Annotated in this window: 10 protein-coding genes; 3 read left to right on the plus strand and 7 right to left on the minus strand. The window is 61.7% G+C overall.

Features of this window, described 5'->3' with window-relative positions; translation table 11 throughout:
• Window positions 1–97: 97 nt before the first annotated feature.
• From JQ574_RS20660 to JQ574_RS20685, 6 genes are all read right to left on the minus strand, one after another.
• On the minus strand, window positions 98–1435 hold the full coding sequence (locus tag JQ574_RS20660) for a cytochrome P450 (protein WP_212210194.1): 1338 nt from the start codon (window positions 1433–1435) through the stop codon (window positions 98–100).
• A gap of 62 nt (window positions 1436–1497) precedes the next feature.
• Complete coding sequence (locus JQ574_RS20665) at window positions 1498–2235, minus strand: ABC transporter ATP-binding protein (protein ID WP_212210195.1); 738 nt, start codon at window positions 2233–2235, stop codon at window positions 1498–1500.
• Window positions 2225–2971, minus strand: a complete 747-nt coding sequence (locus JQ574_RS20670) for an ABC transporter ATP-binding protein (protein ID WP_212383807.1) — start codon at window positions 2969–2971, stop codon at window positions 2225–2227. Before JQ574_RS20670 ends, JQ574_RS20665 begins: the two co-directional genes overlap by 11 nt.
• A complete protein-coding gene (locus JQ574_RS20675) occupies window positions 2968–3927 on the minus strand; it encodes a branched-chain amino acid ABC transporter permease (protein ID WP_212210197.1) in 960 nt (319 codons plus the stop codon). Before JQ574_RS20675 ends, JQ574_RS20670 begins: the two co-directional genes overlap by 4 nt.
• Window positions 3924–4805, minus strand: a complete 882-nt coding sequence (locus tag JQ574_RS20680) for a branched-chain amino acid ABC transporter permease (RefSeq protein ID WP_212033112.1) — start codon at window positions 4803–4805, stop codon at window positions 3924–3926. Before JQ574_RS20680 ends, JQ574_RS20675 begins: the two co-directional genes overlap by 4 nt.
• Window positions 4806–4928: 123 nt before the next feature.
• Window positions 4929–6185 (minus strand): amino acid ABC transporter substrate-binding protein, encoded by a 1257-nt coding sequence (locus JQ574_RS20685; RefSeq protein WP_212210198.1) that lies wholly within the window; start codon window positions 6183–6185, stop codon window positions 4929–4931.
• An 810-nt stretch (window positions 6186–6995) separates the two neighbouring features.
• Here JQ574_RS20685 and JQ574_RS20690 point away from each other — a divergent pair.
• The 3 genes from JQ574_RS20690 to JQ574_RS20700 all read left to right on the plus strand — a co-directional run bounded on the left by JQ574_RS20690 (window position 6996) and on the right by JQ574_RS20700 (window position 11978).
• Window positions 6996–10175, plus strand: a complete 3180-nt coding sequence (locus tag JQ574_RS20690) for an AAA family ATPase (RefSeq protein WP_283813756.1) — start codon at window positions 6996–6998, stop codon at window positions 10173–10175.
• Between the two features lie 87 nt (window positions 10176–10262).
• The gene (locus tag JQ574_RS20695; RefSeq protein WP_212210200.1) at window positions 10263–10769 is read left to right on the plus strand and encodes a hypothetical protein; all 507 of its coding nucleotides are present in this window, start codon (window positions 10263–10265) and stop codon (window positions 10767–10769) included.
• 39 nt (window positions 10770–10808) lie between these two features.
• Entirely contained in the window at window positions 10809–11978 is a 1170-nt protein-coding gene (locus JQ574_RS20700) for a Gfo/Idh/MocA family protein (RefSeq protein WP_212210201.1), read from the plus strand.
• A 173-nt stretch (window positions 11979–12151) separates the two neighbouring features.
• Here JQ574_RS20700 and JQ574_RS20705 read toward each other — a convergent pair whose 3' ends face one another.
• On the minus strand, window positions 12152–13462 hold the full coding sequence (locus tag JQ574_RS20705; RefSeq protein ID WP_212210202.1) for an ABC transporter substrate-binding protein: 1311 nt from the start codon (window positions 13460–13462) through the stop codon (window positions 12152–12154).
• Window positions 13463–13522 lie beyond the last annotated feature (60 nt).

Genomic DNA, 13522 nt, shown 5'->3' on the forward strand with positions numbered 1-13522 from the left:
TCTGGCCGGCTACCGCAGAAAATTGCCTACTTTGGGTAAAAAAGTGTTTCGAGACGGTTCGCTGGTTCGCGACTTCGGCTCTCGATGCGGCCAAGTGTCAGATCGCGCGCTGCGGAGTAAACCGCACCGGCAGTTTGCGGATGGCATGCACGAAATTGTTCGGCGCCATTTCGATGCCGCCGGCGTATTCGATGTCAGGCAGCCGCGTCAGCAGCTGGCGATAGACTTCCTCGAGCTGCAGCTGCGCCACGCGCTTGCCGATGCAGACATGCGGGCCGAAGCCGAAGGCAATGTTCTTCGATGCATTGGCGCGGCGGATGTCGAGCTTGTCGGGATCCGGAAAGATCGAAGGATCGCGATTGGCGGCGCCGTAATACATGATGACTTTCTCGCCGGCCGCGATCTTCTGTGCCCCGATCTCGGTATCTTCCGTGGCCGTGCGGCGCATGTAGATAACAGGGCTGATCATGCGGATCAGCTCGTCGACGGCGTTCGGCAGCAGCGACAGATCATTCATCAGCGCGCGCTTCTGATCCGGGAACTCTGTCAGCAGCTTCATCGAGCCGGAAATCGAATTGCGCGTGGTGTCGTTGCCGGCGAATACGATCAGCAGCCAGGAGCCGTCGAGATATTCGTCGCGCAGCAATTCGCCGTCGATGGTGGCGCGCGCGATCGCGCTCATCAGATCGGGCTTTGGGTCGGCGCGTCGTTTCTGCAGCATGTGCTGGCCATAGGCGAACATCTCGGCGACGTTCTCGTTGAAGGCCTTGACGAACGCCATGAACTCGGGCGTCGGCTGCGGGTTCTTGCGCTGCTGCGCCGAAACATGGCCGGCCACTTCGAGATAATGCATCCAGTCGAGGAATTTCGGCCGGTCGGATTCCGGCACGCCGAGGATTTCGCATAGCGTGAACAGCGGCAGCCGCGACGACAGCGTCTCGACCAGGTCGCATTCGCCAAGGCCGGCCATGCCGTCGATCAGCCGCGTGGTCTCGATAGCCACTTTCTCCCGGATGCCCGTGAGATAGTTAGGTGTGAAATAGGGCATGTGCTCCTTGCGGAGCTGCAGGTGCCAAGGCGCGTCCATGTTGATCATGGCGTCGACCGAGGCGCGGAACAGCAGGGGATGCCGCGTTTCGGGCGGGCCATAGGCCATCAGGATGCCGCCCTTCTGCGACGAGAAGGTTTTCGGATCGCCATCGACGCGCATCACGTCGTTATACTGGGTCAGCGCCCAGAAGCCCGGGCCGTTACTGCCCTCACGCTGCCACGCCACCGGCGCCTCGGCGCGCAGCCGGGCATAGATGTCGAACGGCTGTCCCTGCAGGAACAGTTCGACATTGGACAGCGCGTCCGGCTCGACTTCGGGATAGGCTCTGGGGAATACGGGTCCGGCGGGCAGGCCCAAGGGGAAGTCTTCGCTCAGGAGACGCATCGGCTGAATTCTCCGGTCAGGTCGCCGACTTTACAAGGACGCGTGCGCGCCGTCTTGCGCCATCAGGCTATGCCGCCGAGATAGAGCCGTTTGACGATGTCGTTACCCTTCAATTCGTCGACGGAACCGGCCGCGACGACGATCTCGCCGTGGACGATGATGTAGCCGCGGTTGGCGATGCGGATTGCCTGGTTGAAGTTCTGCTCGGCCATCAGCACGGTGAGGCCGAGGCGCTGATTGAGATCACCGATCTTGGTGATGGTTTGCGATACCAGCAGCGGAGATAATCCGACGGACGGCTCGTCGACCAACAGCAGGCGCGGGGAGGACATCAGCGCGCGCGCGATTGCAAGCATCTGCTGCTGGCCGCCGGACATGGTGCCGGCGAGCTGTTTCTTCAGGTCCTTCAGCACCGGAAAGGTTTCGAAGGCCTGCGCCAGATTCTTGTCGATGTCGCGCCGGGCCGCCTTGCGGAAGGCGCCGAGCATCAGGTTTTCCAGCACCGTCAGTTTGGGAAACAGCCGCCGCCCCTCCGGCACCATCGCGACGCCGAGATCGACGATGGCTTCCGGCGACAATTTGGTCAGGTCATGCGCGGTGCCATCGATCGTTAGCTGCATGGTTCCGCGCTGCGGCCGCACCAGCCCGGCGACGCACTTCATCAGCGTGCTCTTGCCGTTGCCGTTGGTGCCGAGCAGGGCGACGGTTTCACCGGCCTCGACATCGAGCGAGACGCCGCGCAGCGCCTTGACGGCGCCGTAACCGGCATCGAGGCCGGAGATCGCAAGGCTAAGTGCCAAGATAGGCCTCCTGCACCCGCTGGTTGGCCATGACTTCGTTCGGCGCGCCGATCGCGATGATCTTGCCGGCGTCGAGGCACATCACGCGCTGCGAAAACCGCATCACCGCCTGCATGATGTGCTCGATCATGATGACGGTGATGTCCTGGTCCGCAAGGCTCATCAGGAGATCAAGCACCTCGTCGACTTCCGAAGACGAAAGCCCGGCCATCGCCTCGTCCGATATCAGCAGCTTCGGCCGCGTCGCCATCGCGCGGGCAAGCTCCATCTTGCGCAGCTCGACCTGGCTCAGCGTGGTGGCAGATGCATCGGCCTTGGACGCGAGACCCATGCCGGCAAGGATCGACATCGCGGTGTCGTGCCGGTGCGCCGCCGACACCAGCGGATCCGTGGCCACCGCGAAATCAAGCGCCACCATCAGGTTCTCGACCACCGTCATGCTTTTGAACGGCCGCGGGATCTGGAAGCTGCGGGCGATGCCGCGGCGGGTGCGGACATGCGCCGGCAATTGCGTGATGTCCTCGCCGCGGAACACCACCGTGCGGGCCTCGGTGCGGAACGCCCCGGAGATGCAGTTGATCAGCGTGGTCTTGCCCGAGCCGTTCGGGCCGATCAGGCCGAACCGCTCGCCGGGGCGGATATCGACGCTGACATTGTCGAGCGCGGTGAAGCCGCCGAAGCGCTTTGTAAGCCCCGATATCTGCAGCAGGGGTGCGCTGGTGTCGGGGGGCGTCATTGCTTGCCCTCCCTGCGGTGGCGGCGAATCCGGCGCAGCAGGCCGATCAGCCCTTCGGGGGCGGCCACCACGAACAGCACCAGCATGACGCCGAGCACCAGCACGTTCACTTCCGACGAGATGGTCACGGTCAGCAACTGCTGCGTGGTGCCCAGCAGGATGGCGCCGACGATCGGGCCGGCCCAATGCGCGGTGCCGCCGATCAACGACATCGCCAGCGTCGAGACCGAATAGTTGAGATTGAACGCGGAGGAGGGGTCGGCGTATTGCAGATACATCGCGGCGGGTGCGCCAGCCGCGCACATCAGCGCGCCGGAGACGACGCAGGCCAGCACTTTCAGCCGCAGGGTCGGCACACCCGTACATTCTGCAGCGAGTTCGTCGTCCCGCAGCGCCTGCAGGCCGCGGCCGATCCACGAATTCTGGATGTAGCGCGAGACCACAACCGCCAGCACCACGAGCACCGCCTGGACAAAGAACAGCATCTGGACATAGCCCGAGAACGGCCAGGTCACCGGCGGGCGCTGTAATTGAATGCCGGCCGCGCCGCCGACATAGCGCCAGTTGGTGATCGAGGTCTCGATGACGATGGTCAGCGCGATCGTCGCAATCGAGAAGAAGATGCCCTGCATGCGCAGGGTCAGCAGGCCAAGTGCAAAGCCCATCAGCGCGCCGACGGCAGCAGCGGCCGCAATCTGCACGAGGAGCGGCGCACCGGCCACCTTGAACAGGAACACGGCGGTGTAGACGCCCATGCCGAAGAACGCGCTGGTGCCGAAATTCACATAGCCGGCATGGCCGCCGAGGATGCTCCAGGCCACCGCGAGCACGATGAATTGCAGGATCACATAGCCGGCGAAGAAGGGGTATTCGTTGGTGATGAGCTTTGTCATCAGCGCAATGGCGATCAGAAAGACCGCCGCGCCAACCCAGAAAAAGATGCCGTTGCGCTTCATGATCGCCTGCCGAACAGGCCTTGCGGCCGCACGGCGAGAACACCGAGCAGCATCGCGAAGGAAATGGCCGGCGCCCAGGAGGCGCCGAACAGGGTCAGCACGATCGATTCGGCGACGCCAAGGATGATGGCCGCAACGAGCGTGCCGGTCATGCTGCCGAGCCCGGCCATGACGACGACGCAGAAGGTCCGCCCGATATAGGCGCGGTCGAGCGTCGGATCGACGGGGGCTACGATGATGAGCAGGGCGCCGGCAATGCCGAGCACGGCGGTGGCGATGCCGAACGCCCATTGCTTGATCCGGATCGGGTTGGCGCCCATCAGCCGCAGCGCCTCCTGGTCCTGGGCGACCGCGCGGATCGCGCGTCCCATGAAGGTCTTGGACAGATAGAGCGCCAGCAGAGTGGTCAGCAAAGTGGCGACGGCGAACGCGACCACCAGCCGGTAGGGAATCCGCATATCGCCGATCCGCCAGGCCTTGCCGATATAGGTCGCGGTGACCGAGCGCTGGTCGACGCCGAATTGCAGGATGATCAGGACTTCGATGATGAAGGCGATGCCGAAGAAGAACGCGATGCCGCGCACGCCGGCGTCGCTGCCGCGTTTTTCGAATGTCTCGTAATACAGGCGGTAGGCGGCGAGACCGAATACGAACAGGAACGGTGTGATCAGCAGTCCCGCCAGCAGCGGGTCGATTCCATAAAACTCATTGAGCACATAGACGGCGTAGGACGCGAGCACAAGAAAGGCCGGGTGCGCGACGTGGGGAACGTCGAGCAGGCCGAACGCGACTGACAGCCCAAGGCTGACCGCCGCGTAGAAGCAGCCGAGCAGCACCCCGAGCACTACTGCATCGAGCAGCAGTTCAAATGAAAACACGTAAGGTCCCCCTTGACCCGCTCCTGAGCCGCCGCTTCCCCGGTTCGCGCACGCCCTGCCTGTCCCACTCAAATTACCCGGGGCGCTGTCAGCGCACCATGGTCCGGAGATCAGCCGCGATGGTTATTTCCGGGCAGCCTCGAACGGGCTGATGAGATCGCCGGATTTCATTTTCGCCGGGAACAGGATCACCTGGGTGCCGGGCTTGCGGAACTGATCCATATTCTTGTCCACGACGCCACGGAACTGCGCTTGCAGCGTTGCGGATTCCTTGCGCTCGCCGTCCGCGGCGAAAGCGATCGGACCGACGATGGTCTTGTGCTCGTTCTCGCGCAGATACTTTGCGAGCGCCTTCTGGTCGAGCGATCCCACTGCCTTGATCGCCTGCTCGATCATCTGGCCGCTGGCGTAGCCGAACGGCGCCAGATAGTAGCCGAGCGGATCGACCTTGGCTTCGATGGCGCGCTTGGTATAGGTCTCGAAGAACGCCTTGGTCCCCTCGTTCTGCATGCTCGGTTCGGGCAGCCAGGTGTTGTAGTTGACGACGCCATTGAGCAGGGAGCCGAGGTTTTCCATGACCGCGCCGAACTGCAGTCCGACCATGCCACCGCCGAAGATCTTGACGTTGTTGCCGATTCCGATTTCGTTCACGGCGCGCAGGATCCCGGCCGAATCCGGCGGATAGGATGCGACATAGACGATGTCGGGCTTGGCAGCCTTGAGCGCACGCAGGATCGAGGAGAATTCCACCGTGTTCGGCGGATAGGCCTGGTCGAACACGATCTGCATGTTCATCTTCTTGGCGACGTCGCGTGCGGTCAGCGCCAGGTTTTGTGCGAATTCCTGGTCGGCCGCGAGCAGCGCGATGGTCTTGCCCCCGGCCTTCTGGCCGAGTTCGAGGAAGGACGCCGCCCAGCTGTCGGCCGGTCCCCATGGCGCATTGTTGAACCACATGTCGTGGCCAACCTTGCTGTTCACCTGGAACGAGAAGTTGCCCATCAGCAACATGCCGCGCTGTTTGACCAGCGGCATTAGCGGCGCGGTGGGCACGGTCGCGTAGGGCGCGAACAGGATATCGACCTTGTCGACGTCCAGAAGCTTGGAATAGATCGCCGGCGTTTCCGAAGCGCTCGACTTGTCGTCATAAACGACGAGTTCGACCTTGCGGCCGAGCAGGCCACCCCTGGCGTTGACGTCGTCACGCCAGATCTCGATGCCGAGCTGCGAGGCCTTGCCGCCGCCGGCGAGACCGCCGGTCTGCGCCATCGACATGCCGATCTTGATCGGGGGTTGCTGAGCGAGTGCGGCTGAGGTGAGCCCAAAAGTTAGGCCAAGCACGGCCGCGCCGATCGTTCCGCCGAGAAGCGTCCTGCGTTTCATTGATCCTCCCAAGATCTCGCTTTGTTTGGTTCTTGTCGCCCAGTCCGCGCTCTATGGCGCTTTTGCTGCGAGGTTAGAACTAAAGCCCGCCCGGCCACAAGCCACAATGGAACGCGGATGCAACCTTTGGCACCCTACGTTCGGGGGATTATCCGAAGTGACGCTGCCGCGACCGTTGGCCCGCGCTGGCCGGCCGCCGGCGCAGACATGGGAGATCGCCCATTCCCGCCGCGGACGGCAGCCGGGGATCGCCGACGGACAGCAGCACGGCCGCGGAGTTCGGCAAATTCATCGACGACGAGACGCGCAATTGGAGCGCGGTGGTCCGCGATGCGGGCCTCTAGGGGGAGCAGGCCTTCTCCTCACTGATTGTTTGCATCTGCCTTGGTGTCGAAGGCCATTGTCAGCGTCGGATTGCAGCCAACAAAGTCGCGCCTCAACGTCCATTGCTACATCGCCGCGCAACTGCTGTTCAGGTGTTGAAGCAGGCGGTCCATCTCATCCGCGAGGATGAAAGGTCAGGCTTTTTCCGTCGGGCGGTATGACTGCTTGACGCCGGGTACCCCGAGATTTCGGGGCTGCCAGCATCCGGTCTGCTCCGATGAGCCGACATGGTTAAGGCTTGACCCCGCAAAGTGACGATCGGTGCATCCAGACGCGGGGCAGACAAAAGGCCGTCTTAATCCGGTGGTTCATCGGGGATAACAACCTTGCAGAGGCGGGCGGAATGGGTCACCATTCCGAATGGCAGCAAAAGGCTAAACACAAGAAATTACTTGAATAATCGACTGATCCCGTCAGGACGCGATTATGTTTTGTGATGCGTGCCGATCGGCAATGGATGAGCGGGACAAGTTCTGCGCGGCCTGCGGGGCTCGGGCGCTGCAAAAGCGATGCGACAGCTGCGGTAAATCCAATCGGCCGGAAAGCAGTTTCTGCGCTTATTGCGGAGACTCGCTACGCGTAACCATCAACGGCGGCGGTGGAGTTGCCGAAGATGTCCAGGCCTCTAGCGAACCCAAGGCCGAACTCAAATTCGTAACGATCCTGCGCGCGGATATCGTCGGCTCGACGGCTATTGTTGCGGACCTCGATCCCGAACATGCCGTCTCCCGTCTCGAACCCGCACTGTCAGCGATGCGGGCCGCGGTTCGACAATTTCGCGGCACGGTCAGCAAGGAGCTCGGGGACGGATTGGTGGCCGCGTTTGGCGCCCCAAGCGCTGACGATAACCATAGTCGCCTTGCCTGCCACGCCGCGATCGAACTGATCCGGCGTGTTGCAGAACTTGGCGACCCGAGCATCCAGGTGCGCGTGGGGCTGCACTCCGCCTACGTGCTGGCCTATGTCGTTTCGAGTGACGTCTCCCACGTCTACGAATTCGGCGGATCAGCACAGCACCTGGCGGAACGACTGCAGGCTGTCGCCCCACCGGGACAGATTGTGGCCTCGGAAGCGTGCCGGCTGCTATCCGAAGGGTTCATCGACTTCGAGACGATGGAGCCAAGGCTTCTGAAGGGCTTCGCAAACCCAATTCCGATGTACAGGGTGGTCGCGGTTCACCAGCTTTCAACGTGGCAGGTTCGCAAGGCTCGAAGCATCGGGCGGTTCGTCGGAAGAGACTCTGAGATGAGGTCTCTTAGAGCGGTGGCCGACGGAATCGCGAAAGACGGGAAAATGGTTTCCGTGCTTGGTGATCCGGGCATCGGAAAATCGCGTCTGGTGTACGAGTTTGTGGAGGAGTTGCGGGCGGCCGGATGGCGCGTGATCGAGGCCGAATGCAGCCCGCCCTTGCAAGCCTCGCCCTTTGCCGTGCTGAAGAACGTTCTGCAATCGGCCCTGTCGCCCCATTTGCGGGTCGGCAAGCCGATCCCGGGCGAGGATCCACTCGCCGGTCTGCCGCCGATCTGGCACGCGGCGATTGATGCCGTGCTGGATCTCCCGGTTTCGGATCCGGACTGGAGCAAGCTTGAGCCGAGGCAACGTGGTCGGGCAATTGCAGAGGCAAGCCGTGCCGTCATTGAGCGCATAACCCAGGATTCGCGGGTTCTGCTTCTGATCGAGGATTTGCACTGGATCGACAGTGCGAGTGCGGCGCCAATTGAATCCCTGGAATCACTGACCGCCCGTCATCCATTGCTGATCGTGACCACCAGCAGGCCCACCGGAACGCCGGAGCTGCGCAGCCGACGAAGCTCGGTCAGTCTGTGGTTGCGTCCGCTGGACGACGACGCTGGTCGCGAGATGCTGGACGATATCCTTGGGCATTCCCCGTCGGTGACGGACCTGAAGGACCGGATCCTCCGGCATACCGGCAACGTACCGCTCTTTATCGAAGAGGTGTGTCGCGGCCTTTCGGATCAGGTCGTTCTCGGCGGGCACCACGATAGCGTCAGCGTTGACATCTCTCCGGATAGATTGGGCATGCCCGCGACCATTCAAGGCATGATCGCCGCGCGCATTGATCGTTTGAGCTGGGATGAAAAGATCCTGCTTCGAACAGCGGCTGCGGTCGGAACACAGGCAACCGCCCGCATTTTGCAGGAGGTAACTGGTCTGCCCGACGAGCAGCTGCAGTCTCAACTGGCCGCGCTCGATCGCGCCGAACTTCTGATCGAAGTCAGTTTGTTGCCAAGCCACGTCTACGAATTTCCGCACGAACTTATCCGCCAGGAAGCGTATGAATCCATGCTGGAAGCGGCGCGCGAAAAACTGCATCGGCGAATTCTTGCCAGTATCGAGGCTGGAGCGTCGGGTCGTCCGGACGACCAGTCCGACGTTCTTCTCTACCACGCAACAGGCGCAAAGGACTGGCGAAAGAGCGCCCTGTTCGCCCGCAACATTGCCAGGAAATGCATTGATCGCTCGGCGCTGGCCGAGGGCGCGCAGTATTTCGGGATTGCGATCGACGCACTCGACAAGGCGCCGCTATCGGCCGAGCGCGAGACCCTTGCCATCGATCTGCGGATCGAGTCGCGCGTGGCGTTTTCTTCCTTTGGCGTTGTCGACAAATGGCTGAGCCTGGCGAAGGAGGCCGATGCGCGCGCAGCGGCGATCGGGGACCACGCGCGCAAGGTTGCGACCATGGCGGTGCGCGCAGCAGCGCTCAATTTTTATGGCGCGCCCGTCGAAGCGATCGAGGCCGGGGAGGAGGCCGTCGGGAGGGCCGAGCAACTCGGCGATCGCGGATGGCTGAGCTACGCGGAGTTCGGCCTGGGCCAGGCTTATTTTGTCGCGGGCCGGTGCCGTGAAGCGGAGAAAATGTTCGCACGAGCATGCCAGCAACTGACGGGGCCGGATCCCAGGGCTCCGCTCGGCAACACCCCGCAAGGTTTGGCGATCCTTTGCTACATGATGTGGGCTGTCGTGCTGAGTATGTTGGGGGACTGGGACCAGGCAGAGGTCGTTCAAGGTCATGCGCGCGCGATTGCCGATCGCACCGGGCGACCCATCGATCGCGTGTCGGTTGGTTATTGCTCGGGTTCGATCCTGCTCAACCGCGGTGATTTCGCGGGCGCAAGAGCCGAGCTTGAGAAGGCGTTGAAGCTGGCCAAGGAGCACGAAACAAAACTCTACATCCCAATTCTTGCTTGCCTTTGCGGAATGGCAAACCTGGAGCTCGGCCTGATCGACGAGGCCAAAACCGTTTTGACGGAAGCACGGGACCAGGCACACGCGGTCGGTCATTCATCGGTCATGTTGCGGGCGCCCAACTATCTGGCGCTTGCACAGAACGCGTCTGCGGATGCGCTGGAAAACGTCAGATCCGTTCGCGCTGGAGCTCGCCAGCAAGGGTATGAAGGTCTTGAAGCGGAAACGTGGTTATCGGAAGGGAGGATGTTCGCGATGCGGCCGGAGGCCGATCCGGAACAAATAAGCCAATGCTTGCTGAACTGTATAGCCATTGCCGAGCGGCTTGAGCATAAGCCTCTCGTCGCGAAGGCGGAGGCGTTACTGGCCAAGGTGAACGGCGAGTCCGTTCGGCACTGAAAGCTGCGCGTCAACTTTGATAGCATCGTCAATTTACGTCTGGTGTGAAACGGCCTCTTGAGGCAGTGAAACAAAGTGGAGGTGACAATGGCTGAGAAGAGTTTTTTTGCCGGGTTTTATCAGGACCCGAAATTTATCTATGCCATGAACGTCAACTATACGACCAAGGCTATGCCGGACAGCGTCAAGAAACTGAAAGAGCATGCAGGGTTTAATCTGGCCACCATGAAGTGGGGTGACTATCAGCCTATCCTGACGCCAAAAGATAAATGGCCCGGAAAAACCCACGAGCTTTGGCAGGAATCGATGCAGGCGGCCCGAGACAGTCTCTCGAAGCAACCCAACAAGCTGCCGCTTTCGCCGAGCGATGCCGCGGTTCCCGCGACAAAGTGCGACTTAGCCGATGCCGCGATTCGAAAGTGCTTTAATTCGGAGCCACCGATTCAAATCATCATCGATGTGATGGTGAAAAAGGCTGCTGATCTGGATCCGACGCTCCACGACGTCAAAATAGAATGGACCACACTCAACGCTGAGCCGACCCTTAAATTTACGATGGTGTGCCCTTTCGAAGAGCCAAAGAAGGGTAGCTAGCCGAATTACTGCCGGCTAGACATGACTCCTGGAGGTATCATGGCAAAGATCAGGGTCGGTCTGGCCGGCTGCGGTTTTGTGTCCGAGCTGCATATGTATGCGTACAAGCGCGTCTACGGCCTGGATGTCGAGGTTCGGGCCGTCGCGGCGCGGGGCGATCATGTCCTTGAGTTCGCCCGCCGGCACCAGATTCCGGCGGCGTATCGCAGTTTTCGCGATTTGATCGCCGATGGCGAGCTCGATGTCATCGACATCTGCACGCCGCCGAATTTGCACGCCTCGATGATCGTCGAGGCGATGCAGGCCGGCAAACACGTGATCTGCGAGAAGCCGTTCGCGGGCTATTTCGGGCGAGAAGATGACAAGGCGCCGATCGGTAAGCACGTGTCCAAGGCGCTGATGTATCGGCGCGTGCTGGAAGAGATGGAAATCACCCGTGCGGCGATCGAGAAGACCGGCAAACTTTTCATGTATGCGGAAGACTGGATCTACGCGCCCGCGGTGACCAAGACCGTGGAGATCCTCCGTGCCACCAAAGACAAGATCCTGTTCATGAAAGGCGAGGAGAGCCACAGCGGCTCGCATGCGGCACATGCCGCGCAATGGGCGATGACCGGCGGCGGTTCGCTGATCCGGATGGGATGCCACCCGCTTTCGGCGGTGCTTTATCTCAAGCAGGTCGAGGCGAAAGCGCGGGGTGAGACGATCAGCGTCGCCAGCGTGACCTGCGACGTCGGCAACGTCGCGGCCTGCCTGCGGCCGGACGAACGCGGCGTCATCAAATCCAATCCGGTCGACGTCGAGGATTGGGGCACGCTCACCGCGACTTTCTCCGACGGAACCAAGGCGACGATCTTTTCCGGCGACATGATCGCCGGCGGCGTGCGCAACCTGATCGAAACCTACACCAGCGGCGGCGCGCTGTTCGCCAACATCACGCCGAACACGCACATGATGAGCTACCAGACATCAGAGGAAAAACTCGCCAGCGTCTACATCACCGAAAAGGTCGATCGCAAGACCGGCTGGCAGTATGTGTGCCTCGAGGAAGAATGGACGCGCGGCTACCTGCAGGAAATCCAGGACTTCATGGAATGCGTCGCGACCGGGAGGCAGCCACTCTCAGATCTCGCGCTGGCGTTTGAGACGATCAAGGTCAACTACGCCGGCTATTGGGCCGCCGAAGAGGGCCGGAGAGTGACGTTGTAGCGACGAGCTTCTTCCCTTCTCCCCTTGTGGGAGAAGGTGGCGCGAAGCGCCGGATGAGGGGTTCGATCCGCAAATTCTGTTGCGAGAGGCTCACGCGCGGAGAGAGACCCTCACCCGTCCGCGATGCTGCGCATCGCGTCCACCCTCTCCCACAAGGGGACGGGGTGAAAGCGCTACGACGCGTAGACCGACGATTTCGGCAGCGGGAACACCGGGTCCTGCGTCCTGATATTGGTCGGCCAAACCACCGAGATGTGCTCCCCGGCATTCTGCATCACGACCGGGGTCGAACGCTCGTTCTGACCGGCGAGCGGCGTGCCCGGCGGAAAGAATTTGACGCCGTAGCCCTGGATCGTGCCGCCCGGCGGGATGTCGACGTCGAGCGCGGCCTTGCGAATGGCATCGGGATTGAAGCCGCCGTATTTGTCCTTGGCGGCGGGCAGCACGCTGTTGAGCAGGATCCAGGTCTGGTTGAAGCCCATCGAGCAGTGCGGTGGCACGTCGGTCGCGTTGGTCTTCTCTTTGTAGCGTGTGATCATTGTCTTGGTGAGATCGCCGATGCCGGGCGCCAGTTTGGTCGGATCGAGCAATTGCGCAGGCACCGGATCGATATTGCAGAAATTGTCGATGTCCGCGGCGAAGGTGGCGCGCAGCTTGTCGAGCTGGCTGTAGCCCGCGCCGGCGCCGAACAGCATCTTGAACTTGAGGCCGTTCTCGCGCGCCTGGCGCAGGAACAGCGTGATATCAGGGTTGTATCCCGCGTGAGAGATCACATCGGGCCTCGCACGCTTGAGCTTGGTCACCAGCACCGAGAGGTCGGGGGCGGACGCCGAATAACCCTCGCGGAGCACGACCTGCAGGCCGGCTTCCTTGGAATAGGCCTCGTCGGCGGCCGCGACACCGACGCCATAGGGGCCGTCCTCGTGGATCAGCGCGACCTTGACGTCCTTGGGCTCCATTCCAAGCTTTGCTTTCGCATGCTCGGCGATGAAGCCGGCGAAGGCCTGGCCATACTGATCGGAATGTATCTGGGCGCGGAAGACATATTGCAGGTTCTTGTCCTTGAACACGGCGGTCGAGACCGCGGTCGTGATCCAGAGGATCTTTTTCTGCTGCTCGACCTTGGCCGCGAGCGGCACCGCATGCGAACTCGCATAGACGCCGTTGATGATGTCGATCTTCTCCTGGTCGATCAGGCGCACCGCCTCATTGATCGCGATTTCTGGCTTGCTCTGGGAATCGGCGGCGACCGCGGCGACCTTGTACTTGCCGCCGATGCCGCCCTTTTCATTGACGAGATCGATGGCGATCTGCGCGCCGATCGAGGAGGCGACCGATCCGCCGGCTGCAAACGGGCCGGTCAAGTCGTAGATCAGGCCGATGCGCACCGTTTCGGCTTGCGCCTGGGCACGTGTCCAATCGAAGCTGAATGCGGCGGCCGCAGCCGCAGAAGTCTTCAGCAGTGTTCTGCGTGAAGTGGGCATCGTGTCCTCCCATCGATTTTTCTTTATTATGGCCGAGTATTTTGACAATGCGCTGGAATG

Origin of the sequence: Bradyrhizobium sp. AUGA SZCCT0158 (assembly GCF_018130065.1) — a bacterium.
GTDB lineage: Bacteria > Pseudomonadota > Alphaproteobacteria > Rhizobiales > Xanthobacteraceae > Bradyrhizobium.

What these genes read in the sequence shown, in the direction of transcription:
- JQ574_RS20685 (WP_212210198.1), bottom strand. Translation starts at nt 6,185, where the DNA reads ATGAAACGCAGGACGCTTCTCGGCGGAACGATCGGCGCGGCCGTGCTT.
- JQ574_RS20675 (WP_212210197.1), bottom strand. Translation starts at nt 3,927, where the DNA reads ATGAAGCGCAACGGCATCTTTTTCTGGGTTGGCGCGGCGGTCTTTCTG.
- JQ574_RS20670 (WP_212383807.1), bottom strand. Translation starts at nt 2,971, where the DNA reads ATGACGCCCCCCGACACCAGCGCACCCCTGCTGCAGATATCGGGGCTT.
- JQ574_RS20700 (WP_212210201.1), top strand. Translation starts at nt 10,809, where the DNA reads ATGGCAAAGATCAGGGTCGGTCTGGCCGGCTGCGGTTTTGTGTCCGAG.
- JQ574_RS20690 (WP_283813756.1), top strand. Translation starts at nt 6,996, where the DNA reads ATGTTTTGTGATGCGTGCCGATCGGCAATGGATGAGCGGGACAAGTTC.
- JQ574_RS20660 (WP_212210194.1), bottom strand. Translation starts at nt 1,435, where the DNA reads ATGCGTCTCCTGAGCGAAGACTTCCCCTTGGGCCTGCCCGCCGGACCC.
- JQ574_RS20705 (WP_212210202.1), bottom strand. Translation starts at nt 13,462, where the DNA reads ATGCCCACTTCACGCAGAACACTGCTGAAGACTTCTGCGGCTGCGGCC.
- JQ574_RS20695 (WP_212210200.1), top strand. Translation starts at nt 10,263, where the DNA reads ATGGCTGAGAAGAGTTTTTTTGCCGGGTTTTATCAGGACCCGAAATTT.